Here is a 23,355-nt window from a genome sequence, read left to right as displayed (position 1 = left end):
GGCGGTGTCCCCTCTATCGGTGTGACGCGAGTTCTATCGGATGTGGTGGGAGCGTAAGGGACAGGGGCAGGTGCGGGGTCCGGCAAGCTGACTCACGACGGACCGACGCCCGGGCGTCTTCGATCTTTTATGGGGCTGAGCCTGGCGTGAACGCGAACTGCGGGGTTGCAAGGACCCAGGCTGAAAAAGCCTCGACCCCGTCCACGACCGCCTCGAACCGAGCCGAGTGAAAGACGTCGAACGAGTGTTGACCGCCGGGGAGCTCGGCGTAGACAACTGTGTTGTCTGCGGCACGGCGGAGGCGGCGGGCGAAGTTTCTAGCGCCCTCGACTGTGCCCCACCCGTCTTTGGTGCCGTGGGCGATGTAAATGGGCGGCGCTTCGGCGTGGACGTAATCCTGTGGCTGGAGGTCAGAGGGCGAAGCATCGGGTTCCTCACCGAAGTAGTGGCCGTAGTAGCCGTAGAGGAGGATCGCGCCAGTGACCGTCGTGTCGACCATTTCGAATCCGGGCTGGAACATCGGGTCGTTCGGGGTGAGAGCGCACAGACCCGCGATATTGGCGCCGGCGGAACTGCCCGCCACGAATAGTCTCGATGGGTCCGCACCGTACTCCTGGCCGTGTTCGCGGCCCCAAGCGATGACCTTCTTGGCATCGATCTGGTGATCGGGAAAGGTAACCTGGGGTCGCAAGCGGTAATTGGCGCTGATGCAGATCCACCCTTGGCTCGCGAGCCGGGTCAGCAACGGCCGCGCCTCGCGGCTCTTCTTCCCAGTGGTGTAGCCGCCGCCGTGGAAGTAGACCAGTACGGGGGCGTTCTGGGGCGCGTCGCGGCGGCGATATACGTCGAGAAGGTTGCGTCGTCCGGCGTCGCCGTAACTAATGTCGTTGATCCGCTCCACCTCGCGCCGCGACCTGACGAACGGAATCAATAGGATCCGAGCCCAGGGCCGGTGTCGACGAAGCCCAACATCCACACGGTCTCGCCAGTCGTCCCCGAGTCCCTTTCCAAGCGCTTGTCCGACCACGCGATCACTCCGCACCCCCTGCCAGCCGGCGATGACAAGGCCCGCGATGACCACGGCTGCCGCTCCGGCAGTAATCTTGCCGCCCGGGGAGTCCAGATCTCCCTCGGCGGCGGCCAAGGCAGAGGACGCCACAAGAAAGAGGATGCCCAGGAACGGAACCTCGTTGATCACCTGACCGAACCACCAGCTCATCATTGCCAGCTGGCGTGGCCGCCGCGGCGCGACAACCGCGAAAAAGGTACACCACGCGACGAGCACTACCGCCACGACATAACCAATCGGCCAGTTCATCGTCGTCCCTCCTTTGGCGCGATACGTGTCGCTCGATCTGAATGCTGGCCGAGCCGAGTCGGTTCCGCTAGATGTCGGTTCCCGCTAGGTGATGCGTCGGCGCGGCGCATGAGGCGGAGTGTTGTACGGGGCGTGCCCCTCTCGGGTTGCGTGCCTGCCCCCGGGTTAGGCCGTATCTCTGCGTCGCAGTGCTGGACGGAGCGAAACGACGAGCAGGTCGCCGACTGTCAGTCGAGTCCCTCGACGATACGGAAGTCGCGCTCGACGCCGTCGGAGAGCGCCGTTAGCGCCTCCTGATAGGCCTCGCTCTCGCGTGCCGCGAGGGCCTGTTCGTAGCTGTCGAACTCGATCAGGATGGTACGTTCGACGATTCCTTCTTCGTATGCGGCGACCCGACCGTCACGAGCGAGGAGTCGCCCACCCGCGAGCTTGACCGCCGGACGGGCTAGCTTGTCGTAGGCAGCGAGCTTTTCCGGGTTTGAGATTGTTAGGTAGACGCTGACCCAATATGCCTTGGGCATGGGACCTCCAGTGGTCGTTTAGTGAGATTGGCGAATGCCACGGCCTCGGCTCCGGTTGACTTTCCGGGCCAACGCCGTCGCACGAGGCGAGAGCAGGATGATGACGGCAGCAAGTCCGAGCAGTGGCACAACATAAATCGCTGCAGCGGCGTATCCATGCTTGTCGGGGAACAGAGCGCCGCTCGGGGTGGCAGTGGCGAGCAGGAGGCCAGCGAGGGCGCTCCCGATGCTGAACCCGATCATGCGGACGATCTGGTTGATGGACAGAACGCTAGAAGTCTCCGTTTGGGGCACACCGTTGAGCACGAGCGTGGGCATGACCGCCGTGAGACCACCGACACCGAAGCCGAGCACGGTTATCGATGTGAGCATTGCGGCGATGGAATCGGGCGCGATCGCGAATAGCCCTGCGGCGACCATGACGAAGCCAGCGTAAATTGCGAAGACCCACCGCGTAGACATGCGAGCGGTCAGCCACGGGGTGAGCCGGCCGGCGACGAAGCCGAATACCGAGAACGGAATGAGTGCAGCTCCTGCCAGGACACCGGAGAATCCAAATCCATACCCGGCTTCAGCGGGAGCCTGGACGAACCGGGTCAGCAGCGAAAACAACAAGTAAACGCCGATGCCCGCGGCAAACATGGCCGCGTTGGCGCGCAATACGCCGCCGGTCGCGAGCAGTCTGAGATCGACCAAGGGTGACGGCGTTCGCAACTCCAGCCAGGTCCAGGCGCCGAGTACGGCGACGGCGAAGGCAAGAATCGAGGATCCGACCCAGACCAGGTCCCACACCGATGGCTGCGCGACCACCAAGAGCACACCGAACATGCCCAAGCCCAGAAGCACCGCGCCGGGGATGTCGATTCGTGGTGCAGAACCAGGGGTGTCGTTCGGGATGGCGCGCCAAGCGATGAGGACGGCGGTCACGGAGAGCAGAAAGCCGACTCCGTATGCGGCGCGGAGGCCGACCAACTGATTGACGAGGCCCATGAGGGGGTACGAGACGCCGAGACCGACGGTGCCCGCGACAGCGATGGTTGCGATCGTCGATCGCGCGCGTTCGGCGGGCAGATGGTCGCGAGCCACACTCATCAACGGGGCGACTGCCGCGACGCCGAGTCCCTGGAAGGCGCGTCCGGCCAGCAACGCCCAGAACGGCAGCGGAATCGTCGTGAGCAGCCCGCCGAAGGCGACAAGCGCGAGAGCGACCATTAGGGACGTGCGACGACGGGGGCCTGCGCCGAGCCGGCCCAGCACAGGGGCGAAGATCGCGCCCGCGAACAACGTAATCGTCAGGGTCCACTGGGCCCCATCCAACGCCACGCCGAGTTCGAGAGAGACCGAGGTGATGAGGGGCGCGCCGACACCGCCCATCACCGCTCCGAGGAGCGCAACAGTCACAAGTGCAGAACTGAGGCCGCGCTTCACGGGCGCGTCACTTGTCGCCGTCATTTACTCGTCGCACCGTACGGCGGCCTTGATCCGCATCGGTTCATCCGCAGAGCTGCCGGAATGCCGGTCGCCTGGGTGCCAGTCGAGATCGGTGAGCGCCATGTGTGCATATACCCATGGTCGAAGGTGGGGGAGAAGAAGTCCAAGACCTAGTTGATCTACAAACTAGAATTGTTGGTTATGGAAATGCGTCACCTCCGCTACCTGATCGCCGTGGCAGAAGAGCAGAGCTTCACCCGTGCCGCCGAAAGGTTGCACGTCTCCCAGCCCGGGGTCAGCGCTCAAGTCCGCCAACTCGAACGCGAACTCGGTCAACAGCTTCTGGACCGTACCGGCCGCACCGTCGTCCTCACCGCCGCTGGCGAGACGTTCCTGCCCTATGCCCGCGCCGCTCTAGATGCGGCCGCATCGGGAGCCGCCAGCGTTGATGCGCTCACCGGCCTGATCCGAGGCCATCTCCGCCTCGGGATTGGGACGATCAATTCCACGGCGTTCGACCTCCCGCGTCTTCTCGCCGTCTTCCATGACGAACACCCCGGCATCGACATCACCCTTCATGAGGACGCGACCTCGAACCTCGTCTCCGCCCTGCACGAGGGGCACGTCGACGCGGCGTTCCTTGGACTCGTGCAGCTTCCCATCGGTGAAGACATCCGCGTCATTGAGCTCGTCCGCGACCCCCTCGTCGCCGTTCTCACCATAGAAGCTGCGCAAGGCTACTCGCGGATACCGATCGCCGCACTGGCCGACACACCACTGATCGCGCCCCGCTCCGGCTCTGCCGTTCGCGAACTCCTTGGAACCGCATTCATCGCCGCAGGGATACAGCCACGGATCGTGTTTGAATCCGGTGACCCGAACATGCTCGTCCGCCTCTCGCACGCCGGCCTCGGCACCGCCATCGTCCCCGCCTCCGTCCTCGCCAGATACGCGGACCCTCGCTTCACCGGACTTCCGCTCGACCCTCACCTCGACGCCCGAATCGGTCTCGCCTGGCGCGGCCGTGGTCCCCAAAGCCCTGCCACAGGCGCCTTCATCCACCACCTGAGTACAGACCCGCAGATTGACCCGCTCAGAGAGACGAACAATGAGCGCACCGGCTGAGGGTTCCACTCCAAGCAGCCCAGGCCCGCGTCATCAAAACTGATCACCCGGCCATACCTCTAGGCGGGCTTGGGCAGAACAGAGGGACATTCACCGGTCCGTTGCAGGTGGGCGTCCTCGATTCTTGTCGGACGCCTGTAGAGGCTCCGAGAACCCACAACATGAACCATGATCGCGCAACGCAAGGTGGGCGGTGGGATACTGCGGTCATGACCGTGACCAGACGATCACGCACTCTCTATGTATCGGATCTCGACCAGACGTTGCTCAGATCTGACGGATCGGTCAGTGCTGAGTCAGCGCGGCTGCTCAATGCCGCGATCGAGGCAGGCTCTCTCTTCACATACGCCACTGCGAGGCCGTTTATGCGCTCCAGGAATGCCACTGAAGTCCTGCGCCTCAATCTGCCGGTGATCATCTACGGCGGGACCATCACGGCGGACCCGGACACCGGAGACCACTCGGATCTGCGTTTGCTAGACCAACGCGTGGTCGAGGCGACACTTAGCCACTGCGCCCAGCATTCGTCGGCCGAGCCGATCCTGCTTACCTTCGAGGACGGCAGGGACTGGGTGCGCTGGCAACCCGGGCGGATGACCGCAGGCGTACAAGCCTTCCTGAATGCGCGGCCCGGTGACCCACGCTTACGACCAATCACGAGAGATGACCCGGTGAACACTACCGCCGTGTTCTACGTCGCGATCCTCGCAGATAACCAGACACTGACCACTCTGCGAACTGCTCTCCGACCGTGGCTTATGGGTGCCGCGCACTTCCTCAGCATCGATCCAGGCACCCCAGGTCTGGATTGGTTCGAGTTCCACAACTCAGAAGGAACGAAGGCCAAAGCGATCCAGCGGCTCATGACCCAAGTCGGCGCCGAGCGCCTGGTCGTCTTTGGTGACAACCACAATGACCTACCCATGTTCGAGATCGCCGATGAGGCCTACGCCGTCCGAAACGCTGTCCCCGCGGTGAAAGACGCCGCGACAAGCGTGATCGGTAGGAACGACGATGACGCCGTGGCCCGCTGGATCGCCGACGACCGGTAAGCGATCTGACACCCGCCCCCCGCTATTCGGATCGCCCTCACGCCCGATAACGGATCGAGTTGCGTGCAGCGAGTGCGGTACTTTGCGCTGCAGAAACGCGCCATCTGTCGATGCGACTTACAGGCCTGGTCAACGGCGTCAGCGCACCTGCCGCAAACGATCGTTTACCGTGGACTGCTGAGCGTCGACGACTAGCTGCGTGACACGCCGACGACTGATCTGCCGAAACCCCCTGCCGCAACTGAAACGCGCCGGAACTGTAGCGGTACCGTTTTCGGCATGGCACACGAAGTCGGATACGCCCGCGTCTCGAAGCGGGACCAGAACCCCGAGGCGCAAGAGGCCGAGCTGCGCGCTGCCGGCTGCGAACGAGTGTTCGTTGACCACGGCGAGTCAAGCCGCGTCACCGACCGGCCGCAGTGGCTTGCATGCCTCGGCTACCTCCGACCCGGGGACACCCTCAAAGTCCGCCGCCTCGACCGCCTCGCAGGCAGTGAGCGCATCCTGATCGAAACGCTCCAGGACCTCGACACACGCCAGGTCAACATCGTCAGCCTCACCGAACCCATGATCGACACGACAACCCCGATGGGACGAGCCCTCTACGGCATCGTCGCCGTGTTCGCGCAACTCCGCGTCGACACCATCCGAGACAACACCCAACGCGGCCTCGACTACGCCCGCAGTCAAGGCCGGGTCGGCGGCCGCCCGAGCGTCATGACCCCCGAGCGCATCACGACCGCTGAGCGGATGCGCGCTGAGCGCCAAAGTTGGGAGAGCATTGGGCGAGTGCTCGGAGTCGGTGCATCCAGCGTAAGGCGGGCCCTGAGCCCCTACCCCCTCGCGTGAGATCGCCCAGTCTCCCGGATGCGCGCAAAGCTAGGGCTTTGAGGAAGGCTGAATGCGATGCCAGGAGGTGCCGTCCCGGTCTCGGCCGGTGCTTTCCTCACCCAACGTGAGCGGTCAGATCCTCTTCTACGGAGACAAGTTCTGCGATCTTCACGGCGACTTCCTCTAGAGAGTCCTCTTCCGTGCTCAGCCCGTTGCGCGATCCGAGAAGGGGGCTGACCTTGCGGAGGTCGTCATAGGTCGTGTCGTGCACGACGGGGATCAGCAAATCGCGGGCCAGCAGTTCTGAGAGTTCTTTGTCGGAGACTCCGCGAGCATCCACGCGCTTCAGGAGCGCCGGGGTTACAAGCACGAGGCCGGTACGAGACTTTGCCAGCCCCCTGTCGATCTCACGTAGGAACGGTTGGCCGAGCACAATGTCCTTTTCGCTGAACCAGACGGAGACACCTTGAGCCTCCAGCAAACCGTGCAAATCCGTTGCGACGCCTCGTCGGTCGTCCCACGCGTGGCAGAGGAAGACGTCACGGAGGTCAGGCTGTTGGCGCGCTCGCTCCTCTACCGTGCGACGCACACGGGTCAGGGCTCGCACTTCTTCAGGCGTATAGGAGGCGGTCGAGCCGCTGGGTGACCAGGACGGGCGAGCGGTTCGACTCGGGCCTCCGCCCGAGCTGCCGCTTTGCGGCGTGTATGAGGGGTACGATGCCCGCGGCGTATAGGACGGTCGGTACGAATAGTCACGTCCACGGCCGCCGCATGCGGGACATGCCGCTCGAGCGGAAGATGTCCGATGTCCTTGAACAGGAGCTGTGCAGAGAGCCATGGCCGGAGCGTACCAGGAGCTTCCGACACTGCCCGGGCGGATCTGTGTGTCTCCGCCCGGCGCGGCAAGCAACCGAAAGTACTGTCCCCCTAGCCTCAGAGTGGCCACCGTGCGACGTTCGGTTGTCGGAGGATCAGAAATGGGACATTTCGCTTGGGTCGTGTCGTTGGTGAGTCCGAACGATTCCCAGTGGCCTCGAATGTGACGATTGAACTGTCAATCGAATCCCCGACCCTCTGACCCCGCACTAGTAGGAGACGATGACACAGACGCGCGTTCGGTCTGCCCCGTTGACTCGGCGGGTTGCTGTCTCGCGAGAGAGCAAGGGAGTTCACCATGTCACTACAGGTCACCACGAGCAGCAAGAACCGAGACGGCGACATCACGGGGGTGTGCGGCAGCGGGTGGAATCACGACAAGGCTACGGCGATAGCCAACGTCCGCCGCAGCGCATCGGCCTACTACGTTTCAGTAAACGGCCGCACTGTCCATGTCCGGATCGGTTCGCGTAACGGTCGCGACTACTTGACGACGGCACCGGACAACTACGGGGCCAACAACCTGGACAATCTTCCGGACTGTTGAACTGCTCTGCTCTCATCCAAAGCGGAGCGATGCATCCGGGATGATGATGCGCGACGCCCATGCTTCCCGCCGCGGCAGCAGGAGCGTCTTCCATGGCGTTGAAAAGTCACTACTGGAGCCAAAGGTTCAATTTAACGCACGCGTAGTTGAGATAGGTCAACGATTCGTTGACCTATCTCAGTAGCTCTCTTCTCGGGCCAACTCGTCGGCAAAGACTCGCGCGATCGTGGCCTCATCGGGGAGCGGATGCTGGGGACTAGCCCTTGCCTAGGGCGCTGAAACTGCTAGGTCGCTGTCACCTCGCCAGGGCGTGGCGCCGCCCCCTTCATTCAGCGAGCGTCACGAAGCGCGACGAACGCAGCGTGAAAGGCGTTGTCTTGCAGAGCAGGCCACGTCTGGCGATACGCACTGGTGCCGCCGAGCGTCACCTGCTCACCCCCAACGGTGAAACGTACCTTCATGCCACGCGATCGGGGATAGGTGTCTGTGCCATCGAAGTAGTTGTGGCGAGCCTCGATCGTGAGTTCAGTGGCATCGGCAAGCGGCCACAGACCCATCTCGAAACTACCCTCAGCCACCTTCAACTGATTCCCAACAATCCGGAGGATCAAGTTCGGGTACACAAGTACGAGGTGACCGGTGCCGTCATCATCGAGTCCACCGCTGATCGCGATGGGTTCGAGATCCTCCCCAGCAGCGAGCAGTATCGACGTGATGATTCGACCGGCATGATTTCGGCTTTGACTGTTCCCACGAAACGAGTCCGTGGCCAACTCCAGGACCTCGTACCATCCCTTCAAGTCCTTGATTGAGTAGAAGAGTCGATCGCTTGGCTTGAGGTCTTCAGTCATAGACGTCACGTTAGGGGACAGCAGGCCGTCATCGCCGGAAACGGTCGTTTTTCAGCGAGGTCCAGGCGTTCGGCCGAACGGTTAGTTCCGCGGTCGCAGGCCGGGCACGTCGGTGCGCGTCCCGCGGATGGATGCGCACTGATACTGCCGGACGGAGCTGAAACCGGCGTGTTCGATCACCTGGCTGGGTGTCAGGGTCTGTGCAGTGAGTCGTTCGACTTCGCCGAGACGGCGGCGTTCTATCCCTCGGCGTGGTGTTGTGCCGAACGCGCGGAAGATGGCGTGGAGCCGGCGTGTGCCGGCGTGGAGTTCACGCCCGAGCCTCGCGACGTCGAACGCGGGATTGAGAAGGTGCGACTCGATGGCTACTGGGCCGAGGTGAAGAGCCCGTCCCGTGCATCGCTGCCGTTTCGTCCGGGAGGATGCCGCGCTCGTCGAGGGTGCCCGCGATGAGGTGCTCCAGCACCATTCCAAGGTGGGACTGGGCTGCAGCCTTGGTGGGAGACCCGGCGTTCAGCGTTGAGTTCGTTAGCGACATGAGCGTTCGCATATTCGAGTTTCCGACTGAGATCGGCTCATGAAACTTGAATCGGGCAGTCCGGGGCTGAGGAAAGTGGGGTCAGGTTCCAAGCTTCCGGTGAGGTCCGACCGAGATCCATGGCGTGTCGGCACAGTCGGACCATATTCTGGGCTGGCCGACCGCTCGCAGCTACGGTGAAGAAATCGGCACAACCCCGTCCGCTGCTCGAAGGGAACCTCGATGGCCAACCCGAAGCGAAGGGGGAGGGCGTTACTCGCAGTGGTCTGTGCGGTCACTGCGGCGTATGCCGGATTCGTTGCCTTCATGATCACAATCCCGGGCGGGTGGTGGGCGGTAGCCCTAGTACCCCTGTTGATGCTTCTGCTGTGGCTGAACCAGGTTCTTTATTCGGCTGGGAAGAAGCTCGCACCGCGAACGTTCCGTGCGGCGATGATTGGGCTCACCGTCCTCTTGGCGTTGTCCTTCTCAGTCCCACTCCTGGTCGAGCCGCGGTGGAAGCCTGCGATCGCGTACGACGCGACCGATCCACAGCGCGCCGGTTGTGCCGACGTTGGCGAAACGCTCAACTCTGCTCAATGGCCGATAATCGACGCTGAGACGGGGGACCCGTTGGCAACAGCGTTGCTGAAATACTCCACAGCCTGTGACACCACCTGGGTCAAACTCGAAGGCATAACCCCTGGAACTCGCACAATTGCACAGGTCACGCGACCTGCGGGCGACTGGCTGCTTCCCGCATCGCCGGAGCCAGAAAGAGATGCTCCAAGCGAGGGGATCGCGTACAGCAAGCAGCTCCGCTTCAACGGGTGCACGTACGTGAACGTGACTCTACTGAACAGCGGTGGCGACGTTATCGCACAACTAGAAGAGTCCAGCGGCTGCGAGGAGTGAGTGCCTCGGTGCGGCTGTCCAGGGCGTGTTCATCGGGAAAAGTCCGCCAGCCGGCGGGAGGTTGTCCGCGTCGGGAGGTCGGGATTCACCGATACGTCGGACCCTCACAGTCCGGGGTCGGCACCTTGCCGCAACCCGTACAAGTGAAAGCGTTACGAGAGCGCAAACTGACATAAGTACTACCATCGGGGGTGCCATCGACGGCGGCGGGGGAGCGATACGGATAGTTTGTCCAACGGTCCGTTGGACTCTTGGCGCTCACCGCTACGTGGGGCAAGTTGATGAGTTATGTGCTGCCCGACGGCTACGCTGCCACGCTCGACGATCTCAAGAAGCACGTGCACGCCGCGCGCCTGGAGGAGACGCTGAGGGCGCTGCCGGACGAAGAGATCAAGCACTCGGGCGTTCCAGGATGAGCACACTCTCGAGACCGCCGACGACGATGAGTAGCACGTGGATCCATCGGGACTAATAGTTCCAATGAGGTCGGCGCGCGTGGTGCGCTCAGGCGTTCGCGAATGAGGGCGCCAGGGAGTCGGACAGGCTCAGTGAAGCGAGTTTGAGGCGGAGGTGCCAGGCGGCGCTGTAGTTCTGTTCCGGGAGATCTTGCAGGAGCGCACGATCGTCTGCGGGGAGACCGTCACGAGTGGCTTCGCGCAGGAGATCGTCGCGCGTTGCGGGGTATTCCATCTCGGCGAGGAACCGGTCGAGAGAAGCGGGGAGGGCCATGGGACATCCTTTCTGGGGATATGCGTATCGGGGCGAGCGTGGGTGGCCGCGAAGGTGTGTTGCGACCACCCACGCTGAGGCCCCTATATGGGGCGTCAGATGAGGTCAGGCGGTCACGGCTCTGGTGTCGTGAGAGCCCATCGATTCGATCTGGATCTTGCGGGGCTTGGCGCGTTCAGCGATTGGGATGATCACGCTGAGCACACCGTTGTTGTAGGTGGCACTGATGCCCTGCGCGTCCACGTCGTCACCGATGGTGAATCGGCGGACGTACGACCCGAACGGGCGCTCTTGAGCGAGCCAGCGGGAGTTGTCGCGGCTCGCCTCCGTCCGCTCGGCGCGGATCGTGAGCAGGTGGCCGTCAACGTCCACATCGACCGACCCAGGGTCAACCCCCGGGAGGTCGGCGTTAAGGACGTATCGGTCGCCTTCGCGGAACAGATCCACGGGCATCAGGCGAGGTTGCCTGCTGGTGTCGAACCCGCTTTGCGCGAGACGGTCCAGCTGGCTGAAAGGATCAAATGACATCGACATGGTGAAAGATTCTCCTTCCATGAGCGACGGCGTGACGCCGTCTAACGAGTGATGATCAGCAGTGGCGGCCGGGTGCGGCCGACTCGTGCGGGGGTGCCCGGACTCTCTCGACGGGCGCCTCGGTCCCGCGGTGCCCGACACCGTCGACCGGGGAGACCAGGCAGTCGAACCCGCGACCGGGCCGGTCGGGCAGGTGCGGGAGGACGTCTGTCGCCGTGGACACGGTCACAAGGCTGGACACGATCTGCTCGAACTCCGTGCGGACCCATTCCGCATCCGCGCAGACGATGTCTGCGAACGTCGTCCTCGTGTCATCGACCGGGCTGAGTGCTGCCACGGGAGATCACCTCCATATCTGTCGTCGGTAACTGCCGCGGGTGCCGGAGAGTCCGCTCCGCGACCTTGAGAGATGTGGATCACTTGATGCATATTTTGTACACCCAGACATTGACGAAATGCAAGTGCTCGGAGCAGAATCTTCGACATGAACTTGTCTCCTCGCGCGCGTCCGGTCTACACGATGAGCATCGCTGCGGAACTGCTCGGCCTGCCTCCGGCGACGTTGCGGCTGTATGAGCGCAAGGGCCTCGTCGTTCCCGCGCGCACGGACGGGGGGACTCGTCGCTACAGCGAGCAAGACATCGACCGAATGCGGCGGATCGCTGACCTCCACACGGACGGCGTCAACCTGGCCGGTGTCGGCCGGGTCATAGGCCTCCAGGATGAGAACGCCGAGCTTCGAGCTTCTCTCGACCGCAAGGATCTCGGATAGTCCGCGCGCGACGAGGTCAGGTCCCGGATCGTCGGTCGCCGTCGACTTCGTAGAGGGCAGCGGGGAGCTCGTGCGTGAGCTCGCGGGCCAGGAACCCCAGGCCCATGCGCTCGGTGAGACGGTCGCCCGCACGGGCATGGCACCATGATCCCCACACGGCAGCGTGCTCGGGGCTCAGCCCGCGAGCGGCGAAGCCGGTGATGGCGCCGGCCACCACGTCGCCAGAGCCTGCCGTTCCCAGCCCGGCGCCGCCGGCGTTCATCGTCCAGACGGCACCGGACGGCGAGGCGGTGGTCGAGTAGCAGTGCACCACGGCGTCGAGTTCCTGAGCGATCTGTGGAAGGTCGGTGACGAGGTCGTCGATCTGTCGTCCGAGCAGGAGGGCTACCTCATCGAGGTTGGCGTTTACGATGAGTGACCGAGGGAGTTCGGGTCGTGGCACGTCACGGAGCACGCCCACCGCGAAGGCGTCGATCACCAGGCAGGTGATCTCACGTTTCGCCAGACGCTTCAGCCACTCCCGGGCCTGCTGAGGGTCATCGAACCCCGGCCCGACGAGCACGGCGTCCGAGTCGTCGCAGGCGGCGCTCCAGGAGTCGTCCACCGGTTCGCTCACGCTCGGCGATTCGTACACGCCGGCCTCCGGAAAGGCGACCCGCGCGACATCGGCGACCGCGGCGTCCGTGGTCACCCCGACCTTTCCCGCCCCGACACGCAACACCGCCTCGCCGGCCAGGACCACCGCGCCGACCGACAGGCGTGAACCGCCGATGATCATCGCCGTGCCGCGCGAGTTCTTAGAGTCTCCCGGGTCGGGTAGCCCCCACCCCCTGAGCAGGTCGGCTGTGACCGTGGTCACCTCCTGCCGGTCAGGCATCGGGACTTCCCGGGTGCACCGTGACCTCCGCGCCGAGCTGTTCGAGGTGCCGCACGTCGGAGAAGTCGACGAGTTCCCACTGCGCCCCGTCGTGACGAAGCCGCGTCACGGATGCGTTGAGGACGGTGTTCGCGGCGGCGAACCGCATGAGACGGGGCTCGTCCATTCCGGTCAGCAGAGAGATCAGCAGCATGACGACGGCGTCGTGCGCCACGATCAATCCGCGGCGTGCGTCCGCATCCAGGGCGTCGCGGAGAAACGACCTCAGACGGAGCGCCACATCCGCCCAGGACTCGCCGCCCGGTGGGCGGTGATAGTACTTGCCCAGCCGCGCGCGCCGCTTCGCCTCTTCCGGGTGCCGGGCCGCGACGCCCCGCCAGGTCAGAAGGTCGAGGATGCCGAGCTCCCTGTCCCGCAGTCGCTCGTCAGTGAGAACCCGCCCGATGACGGCGCCGGATTCCATGCTCAGGGAGAAGGTCTGCTGAGCCCGGAGGTACGGCGACAACCAGGCGATCTCCGGCACTCCATCCACCCCAGCCAGGGGAACCGCGAGCGCCCTCGCCTGCTCGACACCCGTTTCCGACAGAGGAACGTCAGCATCACGAAGGGTGAGTTCGATCGCCTCGGCGCCTGCGGTTTCCGCTCCGGTCGCGGCGATGTTGCCGACGCTCTCGCCATGACGGACCAGCCAGAGCTCCTGCAACGTCACCATGCGAGACTCCCTCCGTTCGAACTCTTCGAGAGTCGTACGCCGTGGCTGGGCCGAGACACGGGGTTGACCCTGTGCTCACCAGCAGGTATCCGCGTTCATTGGTGTGGATCCCCGCGTTGAGCGGGATCACGGCGCAGCTGTTGCCCGGCCGACGCCTCCAGCAGCCTGACGGTGAGGAGTTCGCCGAGAACGGGTCCGAACCGGTCGAGCGCTTGGTGATGAAGTGCCGCGGAGGCATCGAGCATCGGCGTCGCGACCCCGGCGGATGCACTCATGGCGGCGATAGTGTCGAGTTCCTCGACGACGCGGTCGATGCCGAAGGTCGCGAAGTAGTCGCCCTCGAGAAGCTTGTCGAGGTGGTCGTCGAGGAATCGGCTGCCTCCGGCGCTGTCGCGCAGCAGGGCGTGCAGTTCGGACGAGGGGATTCCCAAGCTCTGCCCGATGAGCATCGCCTCTGCGGCAGCGACCGCGTTGGCGAACCAGAGACCATTGGCGAGCAGCTTCACGATCTGGCCGTCTTCCGCTCGTGCACCGGTCCGTCGGATGCCGTCACGGCGGGACAGCCGCCGGAGGATGGGGATCGCTTTCGCGACGGCGCTGTCCTGCCCGCTGACGAAGAAGACGAGGCCGCCGGCTTTCACTTCTCCGACCGATCCGCCCATCGGCGCCGACACGACGTCGATATCGAGGCGTCGGCTCCGCTCGGCGAGGTCGCGCGTCACAACGGGATCGCCGGAAGTCAGATCGATCCACAGCGAACCCGGGCTGAGCGCCGGCAGCGCGTCGGCCATGCATGCACTCAGCTCGCGCGGGCCGGGCAGCACGGTGATCAAGACATCGACCGCTTCCGCAAGCGCCGGAAGCGTGGGGAACCACCGTGCGCCGGGCACCGCTCCTCTACGGTCGAGATCCGCATCGAAGACCCCGACAGGCAAGTCTCGACGGAGCGCCTCCGTGATCGGGGTGCCCATTCGCCCCAGGCCAACGACACCGATCATGAGACGACCGTGCACGGCATTCATCGGCCCCATCTGTCTTTGCGACTATCGCTCGCAGTACGGTCACCGGATGCGGCGGCTTACACCGTAAGCGGAGACATACTACGAGGCTTTCGCTGACGCGTCGAGGGGGCCACAGGATCCCCGCGCCCGGCGCACTATGGGCACAAATCGGATTCAGGCGAAGGAGCCCCCATGTACTTCCACGTTCAAGAGTTCATCAATGAGATCGCACAGGACGAGCCGGATCCCGCCGCAGCGAACGCCCTGCAGGAAGGTCTCGGCGGACAGTTCGGCGAGATGCGCACGATGATGCAGTACCTGTTCCAGAGCATCAACTTCCGCGGCCCGGACGGCAAGCCGTACAAGGACCTCATCCAGGGCATCGGCACCGAGGAGATCAGCCACGTCGAGCTGATCGGCACGACCATCTCGCGACTGCTCGACGGATCGCCGCAGTATCAGGGCAAGCCGACCGATCCCGTGGACAAGCCCGGAGCGGGCGGCGCGACCCCTCTGAGCATCGCCGTCGACACGAGCAACATCCACCACTACCTCGTGGGCGCGCAGGGTGCTCTGCCGGTCGACGCGGTCGGAAACCCCTGGTCGGGCAGCTACGTCTACAACTCCGGCAACCTCGTGCTCGACCTGCTCTACAACCTCATGCTCGAATCGACGGGCCGTCTGCAAAAGTGTCGGCTGTACGAGATGACGGACAACAAGATGGCCCGCAGCACCATCTCGTACCTGATCGTGCGAGACCAGGCCCATGAGAACGCCTACGCCAAGGCACTCGAGACCCTCGGTGTGAACTGGCGCACATCGCTGCCGATCCCAAAGACGAACGCCGAGCAGTTCCCCGAAGTGAAGAAGCTCCTCGATCTGGGCCTGCAGAGCAAGCAATACTCGTTCGACCTGACCGCGCAATCCGAAGCGGGCAAGATCTTCCAGGGTGCCTCACCATCAAACGACGGCACCGAACTCGACGCCAGCGAGCAGGCGCCGGTCGGCGCTCCGATGACGATCTCGCCGGAACGTCCCGAGGAGTTCTCACCCGGCGCGGACAACGAACTGCGCGCGCTCATCGAAGCGACAGCGGCCATGGAGATGGCCGACATCGACGCCACCTTCGGCCGCATGAAGTAGCCCAGAAGCCACATCCAGCGGACACGGTTGTCGAGGGGCGGCGAAGTCGGGGCCTGGGATCGGAGTCGACCTCCATCCAAGATCCCCTGTATGCCGCGATGCTCTCGTAACTGAGCGTTGTCGTTCCCAGGCGACCGGCACGATAGTTGATTTATGACAACCGGAAGTTTGCCCGACGGGACCGGTCGCGACGACCGGCACGACGGTCGAGACGAAACCCGCAACGAGCGCGCGGACCGCAACTGGGAAGAGCTGCTGCAGGAGTTGCGCGTCATGCAAACTGGCACGCAGATCCTTACCGGCTTCCTGCTCACTGTCGCGTTCCAGCCCCGTTTCGAGGACATGGACGAGCTGCAGCGCATCACCTATATTGTGCTGGTCATGCTCGCCGCACTCGCGACGATCCTCGCCGTCGCTCCCGTGGTGATGCACCGGTCGCTGTTCGGACGTCGCCGTAAGCCAGAACTCGTGCGCGTTGCCGCTCGGATCGTCAGACTCGATCTTTACGTCATCGCAGCGCTCACGATCGGTGTCACGACGCTTATCATCGACTTCACCGTGAACAGGACCGCCGGTGTCGTCGCCCTGATCGCGTCGATGCTCGCAGTGACACTGCTCTGGCTAGCGTTGCCCCATTTCATTCGACGCAACTTCCAGCGCGACGCCTAGTGGAAGGGGCACTGGCGCGGCGCCTCGGCTGAGCGCACGCGGCCGCCGGAACGGGGCTTGGTGGGCAGCCGGCGGCGGTTGACCTCGAGCCCGGTGTCGAGGATGCGCAGGCGTGGATCGCTCAACACGGCGATGCCGGCGGTGAGGTCGGCGACGGCGAGTTTCTCGCCCGGGCACCGGTGGCCCGTCGCGACGTCGGCGCCGCCGTGCAGGATGAACGCTGCGAGGGTTTCGAAGTCCTCGACGCCGAGGAAGCGCTCGGGCGCGAAGCGTTCCGGGTGCGCCCACGAGTTCTCGTCGGTGTTCGTGCCGAGGATGTCGAGCACCACACGGCCTCCGGCGGCGACGTGCTGGCCGTCGATGTCGATGTCGACGGTCGCGCGCCCGGGGAGCATCGGCACGAAGGGCGCCGTGCGGCGAATCTCCTGCACGAACAACGTGGCCAATTCACCGCCGACGAGTCGCCCGTTCGTCGCGGTCTCGGTCGCGATGCGGGTGCGCCATTCGGGCCGATCGTGCAGTTCTTTCGCCGCAAACGCGACGAAGCGGGCGACGGCGATCATCGGGCGGATGCTGTTCTGCAACTCGACGCCCGCAGTTCGCGCGGAAAGCAGTTCGCCGGACTGATCGCGATGGTGGGCCCAGGTGAACAGCGCGGTGCCGGGTTCGGGTTTCAGTCTCCCCGCCCGTACCGCTTCGATGAGGCGTGTTGCATGTCGGTCGGACCCCAGTCGATTGAGTACGGCGACACCGTAAGCGGGCGAGTAGGGAGCACCGAACCCGTCGACGATCTGCGCCAACCGTGCCGACCAGCGCGTTTTCGCGGCAGGTGTTCCTGGCAGTCCGGCCCAGCCCATCACCGCACGGCCGAGGGCGCCCGTCGCAGCCTGATAGGCACTGCGGCTGCCGCCATCTCGCCAGGCTGCCCGTTCCGCTTCCCACTCGCGCTCCAGCCAGGGTGTCAGTCGTGCCACTTGGATGTCCTCGTAGGCGACGTCGACGAATGCCGCCTTGCGGTGCCGGTGCTCTTCTCCGTCGAGGCCGTGCACGGAACCGTGGCCGAAGAGCGTCTCCTGCACGAGCGCGGGCATCGCACCATGGCGGGCGATGCGCGACTCGTCGTAGAAGACATCGATGCCCTCCACACCTCGCACGAAGACCGCGTCGTGGCCCAGCAGGCGCATCGGCGCCGAGCGGGCACCGCCCTGTACTCGACGCCACACGCTCGCTCCGAAACCGTAGCCCCGGATGAGGATGAACGGAGCGTCGTCGACAGCAAGGGAGCGCGCCGCCTGCACCGCTCGGGAGGGAAGAGTCCTGATTTCCATGCGCCGACAGTCTCAGACTCGGGGCACGGGAACCAGGGGGAAGCGCAGTCGAGGGCGCCGTGCTATAGGAGGTTTGCGCTCATGCCGAATGGGCACGGTTGTACCGCGAGGTCAGTTAGTCCCCGAGCGTCACGTGGCGAGGAGAGGAGGCAGGTGCGGGATCACGATCGGTCGATTGGATCGCGACCGATCGTGCAGCCGCTGCACGTCCTCAAGGACCTCGACAGGGGACATATAACGTGTCGCCGCCGCTATATCCTTCATCCACATGACTTCGACCTCGTACTCGTCGACCTGGTAGATCCGGCCGACGGATCGATGGGGGTCGCTCGCGTCGTGTCGGTGATCAAGAATCAGCCACTCGCGCTCAGCAACTTTGCGGAGCTCGAACCGGGGATCAGGGAGTCCGGTCATCTCACCCTCCAATCGGACAGACCTACTGTCGGTCAGACTGGGTGTCCCCTGGAAGTCACTTGACAGGAAGGACTCAGAAAGCTAAATGGGTCTCTTATTCAGATTCGGTGCTACTCGTCGCGTGAGGTGTGCCGACCGGCTTCGATTCACTGGACCCGCGCTGTCGCAAGTAGATGCTGAAGACGACCATGGCCCCGACGGCGAGGAACTCTGATTGCCAGTTCTGCAAACGTCCGGTCCACGAACCTGTCCCTCCACCGTCGTCTCCCGAACCGCATTGCGGGTCGAGCTGATGAACTAGGACACCAACGTACGACGCTGCGGTGAGCGGGAAAAGGGGTTGCTTGCGGGCAGACCGGAGGCTATCCGCAGCACCGCGGCGCTCGCTCAGGCAACTGACTCCTCGACGACTTCGTCGACAAGTTGGATTCCCCCGGAGGAGTTCGCGGAGTGCATGAGATCTTCGATCCACTTCTGGTTCAGCGGCGGCGGCTCCGCTTCGTCGAACGTGAAACGAAGCGGTATGGACGGGTGGAGCCAGATCGTGGATCGCCCGCCCGGCTCGTCGTCAAGATGCCGCCAGGAGAGAGTAAAGCTCTCGTTGCGACGAAGCTTCGTCGCAATCACGACTTTGAGGTGGGCCAATGCGCGATCCTCGATGTGAAGAACTCCTGTGCTGTCGTAGGTGATGTAGCCCATGACGCGCAGATTAGACCGAAATCGTTGCCTATGCCAGGGGGGGCGCGCGCGTGGCGCGAGAGGGCATGATGGCGGCATCGTGAACTCCCTAAAAGTGTCTGATGCGAGGCAGCAACGAGGAGATCGGGGCTCGACCGTGGGAAAGATCATCTACGAGAGCAGTATGAAGGCCGAGATTCCGGACCGCGCTCTTGCCCACCTCCAACTTGCCATCACCACGAAGCTGAGGCGCGCCGAACCGTTCGCTTTTTCGTGGAAAGAGGATGTCAGCACGGGCGGCGGACGCACGACCGTCTGGATTCACCCGGGTAGCTCGCTCGTCTTCAAATGGGACGGCAACAAGCCGGCGAGCATGAATCGCGACTGGGTTGAAGCGCTCGTTCTGACAGCGAGCTCGCCGTCGGGCCTTTACGTCATCCCGGAGCCCCCAGAGGAATCGCTCGCAGCCGAGTAGAGCCACCACCGGGGCGGACGTCGTTGTGTCGTGGCCTAGCCGTCTTTCGCTTCGCGGACCGGGCAGCGACGGTCGAATTCACGCCGCCGATTGACGAGATCTAGTGGCTTTCGTCGATCTCGAAGTCCGACACATCCTCGGCGGCCAGGGGCGAACTCCTGGGGCTTTCGACCGCGCCTGTCAGATGGCGCAACCGCGCCACCAGTTCGGCGTCAACGACTTCGGGCCCAGGCGCATCAACGGACTCCGTCACGATTTGACTAGCGGGCCCAATCAGGAATTTCGCTGATACAACTTCGCCGTCCCCGTTGCGAACAGGAATCTCGATGATCTCGGCTCGGTCGTCATCACCGAGCGCTCGGCTATATTCAAGCAGCGCGTCAGCAATGTCGTCACCCGTCAGATACGAGTCCCCCGCGTAAATGATGATTCGCATACGGAATTTCTACGCTCGGCCGTGGGGAAGGTGATACCCCTTGTCAGCGGCCGTTGGCGGGTGGTAGTCGGCCTCAAGACTGATCGCAACCACTCATCGCGACGGGTGTATCAGCCTGGCCGGCGAGACCGATACTGGCCGACCCTGAACGGCCCCGCCGCTCAGAGACACCCCGGTCAATTGCAGAACAGCACCCGCCCGATAATCGCCGTTGCTCGCGTCGTTGCGTTCGCGGCGACAGAACTTCACGATCGGCCCGAATGGCGCACACGCATCGCGACCGAGACGGCGATCGCGACGGGCGGGCGGCTCGTCGGCCGTGAACTCGCCACGTTGTTCGCCCAGAAGATGCGCCGCACGGCCCCGCTCCGGAGGCCACTTACGATCAGACGAGGCGCTACGGAAGTGCCCGTTCGCCTGATGCTATCTCTGCTCTGCAATGGCCGGCGCCCTTATCGAATGCGCCCAAGGTGGCGTCGATGTCTGCCATATGCGGCCATCGCCTCGATCACTTCGCGCAGCTAGTCATTGGACTCCGGGGAGAGCTCTTCGAGTCGCTCGGGGGCGATCGTCATCGAAGCGGCAAGTCCGGCATTTTTGCAGGCAGCGCGCGACGTGTCCACCACTACCGAAGATCGCCATCGGTTGGAAGACTCGGCGCATGGTGTTCATCGGTTTCCATGCGTCGCACGAGCAGGTCGCGCCGAGCGCCCTCCTGGATGCGGTAGTCGGCGCTGAGCGCGCTGGTTTCGATGGAGCGATGTGCTCCGATCACCTCGCGCCGTGGTCCCGCGCGCAAGGTCATTCCGGTTTCGCGTTGAGTTGGGTCGCGGCCGCGCTCGCGCGCACCGGCTTCTCGATCGGCATGGTGAACGCGCCAGGGCAGCGGTATCACCCAGTGGTGATCGCGCAGGCGTTCGCGACGCTGGCTGAGATGTTCCCGGGACGTTTCTGGGCTGCGATGGGGAGCGGCGAAGCGCTCAACGAGCATGTGACGGGCGATGGCTGGCCCGCCAAGCACATTCGCAACGAACGGCTGTGGGAGAGCGTGGATGTGATCCACCGCCTTCTGGCGGGTGAGGAGGTCGACCATGACGGCCTGGTCCGGGTCCACCGCGCCAGAGTATGGAGCCTGCCGGCAGAGCCGCCCCCGCTGTTCGCGACCGCGGTGAGCGCCGAGACTGCGGCGTGGGCCGCGTCGTGGGCGCAGGGTCTGGCGACGGTCGCGCAAGAGCCGGAGTCGTTGCGACGCGTCGTCGATGCGTACCGGTCGGAGGGAGGCGCGGGCCCATGCATCCTGCAGGTGCATCTCAGCCTGGCGAAGACCGACGATGAGGCGTTCGCGATCGCCCGCGAGCAGTGGAAGAACGGTCTGCTGTCACCGCCCGTCACCTGGGATCTCGAGCAGCCGGAGGACTTCGACGCTGCCGTGGCCGGGCTCGACGAGCAGGATCTTCGAAGAAGCGTCCTGGTGGATGACGATGCCTCCTCGCTCGCTGACCGCATCGCGGACCTGGTGCAGATCGGATTCGAGCGTGTGTATCTGCACCACGTAGGCACCGACCAATCGTTGTTCCTCGATGCCGCTGCATCCGAGCTGATCCCTGCGCTGAAGGAGCGAGCATGAAGATCACAGACACCAGCGACCTCTGGTGGAAGACCGCAGTCGTCTACTGCCTCGACGTCGAGACCTTCCTCGATTCCAACGGCGACGGAGTCGGTGACCTGCAAGGACTCGCGGAGCGGATCGACTACCTTTCGCAGCTGGGCGTCACCTGCCTGTGGCTGATGCCGTTCTACCCGACACCGGATCGTGACGACGGCTACGACGTCAGCGACTTCTACGGTGTCGATCCTCGTCTCGGGAACCATGGCGACCTCGTGGAGGTGATCCGCACCGCACGCGATCGCGGCATGCGCGTGATCGTGGATCTGGTCATCAATCACACCTCTGACCGGCATCCATGGTTCGTCGCCGCCAAACGCAGCGTCGACTCTCCGTTCCGGGACTACTACGTCTGGCGCGACGACGCGCCCCCGAAAGGCCAGAAGAACGCCGTGTTCCCCGGCCAGGCGAACGGCATCTGGGGCAAGGATGAGAAGTCCGGGCAGTGGTATCAGCACAGCTTCTACGAACACCAGCCCGACCTCAACATCGCGAACCCCCGCGTGCGCGACGAGATCGCAAAAGTGATCGGGTTCTGGCTGCAGCTGGGTATCTCCGGATTCCGGGTCGACGCCGTGCCATTCCTTCTCGAGATCCCTGAGGGTGCGAACATTCCCGAGCCGCACGATCTGCTGCGCGACATTCGACGCTTCCTGCAGCGTCGGTCCAGCGAAGCGATCCTCCTCGGCGAAGTGAACCTCCCCTATGAGACGCAGGCACAGTACTTCGGCGGCGAAGACGGTGACGAGCTCACCATGCAGTTCGACTTCGTCGGGATGCAGTCCCTGTACCTGTCCTTCGCACGCAAAGATCCTGCCCCGCTGATCGCCGCACTACGCGCACGGCCTGCACTCGGATCGGAGGTGCAGTGGGCCAACTTCCTGCGCAACCACGACGAGCTGACGCTCGACAAGCTCAGCGACGGTGAAAGGCAGGAGGTGTTCGACGCGTTCGCGCCCGACGAGCGGCAGCGGGTGTTCGGTCGCGGCATCACCCGGCGTCTCCCCCCAATGCTCGACGGCGACCCGCGGCGAATTCGGATGGCCTACAGTCTGCTGTTCACCCTGCCGGGTACGCCGGTGCTGTTCTACGGCGAGGAGATCGGTATGGGTGAGAACGTCGAGATCCTCGGTCGCGAAGCCGTGCGGACACCGATGCAGTGGTCCGCGGATCGCAACGGAGGCTTCTCGGATGCCGCGCCGAGCAGGCTCATCGCTCGCCCACCTTCCGATGGGTACGCACCGGAGCACGTCAACGTGGCCGCACAGCTCGAGGACCGCGGATCGCTGCTTCACTTCATCCGCGCTCTCACCGAGCGGTACCGTATCTCTCCGGAGTTGGGGTGGGGCACCCTTCAGGTGATCGACCAGTCTGTCGACTCGCTTCTCGTGCACTCGCTGTCGGCTGACGTCGGACGTGTCATCGCCCTCCACAACTTCGCAGAAGTGCCCGTGACCACGGCCTTCCAGGTAAACGACGAGCCGGAGGGGACGACCCTCCTCGATCTGCTCGAACCGTTGCATCTCACTCTCGGCCCGACCGGGACGGTGGAATTGGAAGTCCCGGCGTACGGCTACCGCTGGCTTCGCGTATCGCGACCCGGCGACGGCCGCGTGATCTAGGGTCTAGTCGGGTCAGGGATCGACGAGGCTCCCGAAGTCGGGCCGCCGGTGACAAGCGTGCTGGTCTGGGCGGTGCCAAGTGTCCCCCAGGTGACCCCAGGCATAGTGAGAATACTGATAGAGACAGCTTCGCGCGTGTCCGACGTGCGCCAGGTGCGACACGAGATTCCCTGGTCAGCCGAGAAAACTTGGACTTTTCTCGGCTGATCAGGTGCGACGCCGTGGTATCCGAAAGTCGCTCGAATCACCCTGCTAGGGTGGAGTCCCCTCACGGGGACCAGGGGTTCAAATCCCCTCGTCTCCGCAGTACAATTC

Annotated in this window: 27 protein-coding genes and 1 pseudogene; 12 read left to right on the top strand and 16 right to left on the bottom strand. The window is 64.1% G+C overall.

Annotated elements, in window-relative coordinates; all coding sequences use genetic code 11:
- Positions 1-127 precede the first annotated feature (127 nt).
- The 3 genes from LC452_RS16705 to LC452_RS16695 form a co-directional block, all read right to left on the bottom strand.
- Positions 128-1,318 carry an alpha/beta hydrolase gene (locus LC452_RS16705; protein WP_223627286.1) on the bottom strand — a complete coding sequence of 397 codons (1,191 nt, stop codon included), beginning with the start codon at positions 1,316-1,318 and terminating at the stop codon, positions 128-130.
- A gap of 227 nt (positions 1,319-1,545) precedes the next feature.
- Positions 1,546-1,839 (bottom strand): DUF1330 domain-containing protein, encoded by a 294-nt coding sequence (locus LC452_RS16700; RefSeq protein WP_223627284.1) that lies wholly within the window; start codon positions 1,837-1,839, stop codon positions 1,546-1,548.
- 18 nt (positions 1,840-1,857) lie between these two features.
- Entirely contained in the window at positions 1,858-3,267 is a 1,410-nt protein-coding gene (locus LC452_RS16695; RefSeq protein ID WP_223627282.1) for an MFS transporter, read from the bottom strand.
- A gap of 204 nt (positions 3,268-3,471) precedes the next feature.
- Between LC452_RS16695 and LC452_RS16690 the strand changes: the two genes are divergently transcribed.
- From LC452_RS16690 to LC452_RS16680, 3 genes are all read left to right on the top strand, one after another.
- Complete coding sequence (locus LC452_RS16690; RefSeq protein ID WP_223627281.1) at positions 3,472-4,395, top strand: LysR family transcriptional regulator; 924 nt, start codon at positions 3,472-3,474, stop codon at positions 4,393-4,395.
- Positions 4,396-4,604: 209 nt separating this feature from the next.
- On the top strand, positions 4,605-5,447 hold the full coding sequence (locus LC452_RS16685) for an HAD hydrolase family protein (RefSeq protein WP_223627279.1): 843 nt from the start codon (positions 4,605-4,607) through the stop codon (positions 5,445-5,447).
- A 279-nt stretch (positions 5,448-5,726) separates the two neighbouring features.
- On the top strand, positions 5,727-6,296 hold the full coding sequence (locus LC452_RS16680) for a recombinase family protein (RefSeq protein ID WP_223627277.1): 570 nt from the start codon (positions 5,727-5,729) through the stop codon (positions 6,294-6,296).
- A 97-nt stretch (positions 6,297-6,393) separates the two neighbouring features.
- On the opposite strand, the gene LC452_RS16675 is transcribed toward LC452_RS16680, so the two are convergent.
- Positions 6,394-6,885, bottom strand: a complete 492-nt coding sequence (locus tag LC452_RS16675) for a toll/interleukin-1 receptor domain-containing protein (protein WP_223627276.1) — start codon at positions 6,883-6,885, stop codon at positions 6,394-6,396.
- 567 nt (positions 6,886-7,452) lie between these two features.
- Between LC452_RS16675 and LC452_RS16670 the strand changes: the two genes are divergently transcribed.
- On the top strand, positions 7,453-7,701 hold the full coding sequence (locus tag LC452_RS16670) for a DUF3892 domain-containing protein (protein ID WP_223627274.1): 249 nt from the start codon (positions 7,453-7,455) through the stop codon (positions 7,699-7,701).
- Positions 7,702-8,030: 329 nt separating this feature from the next.
- Here the strand turns inward: LC452_RS16670 and LC452_RS16665 are convergent, their stop codons facing one another.
- Entirely contained in the window at positions 8,031-8,552 is a 522-nt protein-coding gene (locus LC452_RS16665; protein ID WP_223627272.1) for a hypothetical protein, read from the bottom strand.
- 760 nt (positions 8,553-9,312) lie between these two features.
- Between LC452_RS16665 and LC452_RS16660 the strand changes: the two genes are divergently transcribed.
- Together LC452_RS16660 and LC452_RS21955 are read left to right on the top strand one after the other, a co-directional pair.
- Complete coding sequence (locus tag LC452_RS16660) at positions 9,313-9,984, top strand: YjfA family protein (RefSeq protein WP_223627270.1); 672 nt, start codon at positions 9,313-9,315, stop codon at positions 9,982-9,984.
- A 281-nt stretch (positions 9,985-10,265) separates the two neighbouring features.
- Positions 10,266-10,400, top strand: a complete 135-nt coding sequence (locus tag LC452_RS21955) for a hypothetical protein (RefSeq protein ID WP_263294056.1) — start codon at positions 10,266-10,268, stop codon at positions 10,398-10,400.
- A gap of 88 nt (positions 10,401-10,488) precedes the next feature.
- Here the strand turns inward: LC452_RS21955 and LC452_RS16655 are convergent, their stop codons facing one another.
- From LC452_RS16655 to LC452_RS16645, 3 genes are all read right to left on the bottom strand, one after another.
- Positions 10,489-10,713: a DUF2795 domain-containing protein gene (locus LC452_RS16655; protein WP_223627268.1), complete on the bottom strand. Its 225-nt coding sequence runs from the start codon at positions 10,711-10,713 to the stop codon at positions 10,489-10,491.
- 105 nt (positions 10,714-10,818) lie between these two features.
- Entirely contained in the window at positions 10,819-11,247 is a 429-nt protein-coding gene (locus tag LC452_RS16650; protein ID WP_223627266.1) for an Hsp20/alpha crystallin family protein, read from the bottom strand.
- A 55-nt stretch (positions 11,248-11,302) separates the two neighbouring features.
- Positions 11,303-11,584: a hypothetical protein gene (locus tag LC452_RS16645; RefSeq protein ID WP_223627264.1), complete on the bottom strand. Its 282-nt coding sequence runs from the start codon at positions 11,582-11,584 to the stop codon at positions 11,303-11,305.
- A 147-nt stretch (positions 11,585-11,731) separates the two neighbouring features.
- Between LC452_RS16645 and LC452_RS16640 the strand changes: the two genes are divergently transcribed.
- The gene (locus LC452_RS16640; protein WP_223627262.1) at positions 11,732-12,019 is read left to right on the top strand and encodes a MerR family transcriptional regulator; all 288 of its coding nucleotides are present in this window, start codon (positions 11,732-11,734) and stop codon (positions 12,017-12,019) included.
- 16 nt (positions 12,020-12,035) lie between these two features.
- Here the strand turns inward: LC452_RS16640 and LC452_RS16635 are convergent, their stop codons facing one another.
- The 3 genes from LC452_RS16635 to LC452_RS16625 form a co-directional block, all read right to left on the bottom strand.
- Entirely contained in the window at positions 12,036-12,896 is an 861-nt protein-coding gene (locus tag LC452_RS16635; RefSeq protein WP_223627261.1) for an ADP/ATP-dependent (S)-NAD(P)H-hydrate dehydratase, read from the bottom strand.
- On the bottom strand, positions 12,889-13,608 hold the full coding sequence (locus LC452_RS16630) for a histidine phosphatase family protein (RefSeq protein ID WP_223627259.1): 720 nt from the start codon (positions 13,606-13,608) through the stop codon (positions 12,889-12,891). The genes LC452_RS16635 and LC452_RS16630 overlap by 8 nt, the downstream gene beginning before the upstream one ends.
- A gap of 95 nt (positions 13,609-13,703) precedes the next feature.
- Complete coding sequence (locus LC452_RS16625) at positions 13,704-14,606, bottom strand: NAD(P)-dependent oxidoreductase (protein WP_223627257.1); 903 nt, start codon at positions 14,604-14,606, stop codon at positions 13,704-13,706.
- A gap of 195 nt (positions 14,607-14,801) precedes the next feature.
- Between LC452_RS16625 and LC452_RS16620 the strand changes: the two genes are divergently transcribed.
- On the top strand, positions 14,802-15,752 hold the full coding sequence (locus tag LC452_RS16620; RefSeq protein WP_223627255.1) for a manganese catalase family protein: 951 nt from the start codon (positions 14,802-14,804) through the stop codon (positions 15,750-15,752).
- 153 nt (positions 15,753-15,905) lie between these two features.
- The gene (locus tag LC452_RS16615) at positions 15,906-16,421 is read left to right on the top strand and encodes a DUF6328 family protein (RefSeq protein ID WP_223627253.1); all 516 of its coding nucleotides are present in this window, start codon (positions 15,906-15,908) and stop codon (positions 16,419-16,421) included.
- Here LC452_RS16615 and LC452_RS16610 read toward each other — a convergent pair.
- From LC452_RS16610 to LC452_RS16600, 4 genes and pseudogenes are all read right to left on the bottom strand, one after another.
- Entirely contained in the window at positions 16,418-17,749 is a 1,332-nt protein-coding gene (locus LC452_RS16610) for a cytochrome P450 (RefSeq protein ID WP_223627252.1), read from the bottom strand. The two genes, LC452_RS16615 and LC452_RS16610, sit on opposite strands and share 4 nt — an antisense overlap.
- 129 nt (positions 17,750-17,878) lie before the next feature.
- Positions 17,879-18,163 (bottom strand): hypothetical protein, encoded by a 285-nt coding sequence (locus LC452_RS16605; protein ID WP_223627250.1) that lies wholly within the window; start codon positions 18,161-18,163, stop codon positions 17,879-17,881.
- A 94-nt stretch (positions 18,164-18,257) separates the two neighbouring features.
- Positions 18,258-18,404: pseudogene (locus tag LC452_RS22135) on the bottom strand (DUF6766 family protein); the annotation flags it as partial.
- Between the two features lie 146 nt (positions 18,405-18,550).
- A complete protein-coding gene (locus LC452_RS16600; protein ID WP_223627248.1) occupies positions 18,551-18,862 on the bottom strand; it encodes a hypothetical protein in 312 nt (103 codons plus the stop codon).
- 136 nt (positions 18,863-18,998) lie between these two features.
- On the opposite strand from LC452_RS16600, the gene LC452_RS16595 reads away from it, so the two are divergent.
- Positions 18,999-19,316 (top strand): ATP-dependent DNA ligase, encoded by a 318-nt coding sequence (locus LC452_RS16595; protein WP_223627246.1) that lies wholly within the window; start codon positions 18,999-19,001, stop codon positions 19,314-19,316.
- A gap of 100 nt (positions 19,317-19,416) precedes the next feature.
- Here the strand turns inward: LC452_RS16595 and LC452_RS16590 are convergent, their stop codons facing one another.
- Complete coding sequence (locus tag LC452_RS16590) at positions 19,417-19,752, bottom strand: hypothetical protein (protein ID WP_223627244.1); 336 nt, start codon at positions 19,750-19,752, stop codon at positions 19,417-19,419.
- Between the two features lie 661 nt (positions 19,753-20,413).
- On the opposite strand from LC452_RS16590, the gene LC452_RS16580 reads away from it, so the two are divergent.
- Entirely contained in the window at positions 20,414-21,379 is a 966-nt protein-coding gene (locus LC452_RS16580) for a TIGR03885 family FMN-dependent LLM class oxidoreductase (RefSeq protein ID WP_223627242.1), read from the top strand.
- A complete protein-coding gene (locus LC452_RS16575) occupies positions 21,376-23,040 on the top strand; it encodes an alpha-amylase family protein (RefSeq protein ID WP_223627240.1) in 1,665 nt (554 codons plus the stop codon). Before LC452_RS16580 ends, LC452_RS16575 begins: the two co-directional genes overlap by 4 nt.
- Positions 23,041-23,355: the final 315 nt, after the last annotated feature.

The sequence above is a fragment of the Microbacterium sp. EST19A genome (assembly GCF_019969685.1).
GTDB lineage: Bacteria > Actinomycetota > Actinomycetes > Actinomycetales > Microbacteriaceae > Microbacterium.
Note: the sequence above shows the minus strand (reverse complement) of the source record. Positions and strands in the feature narration are given on the sequence as shown.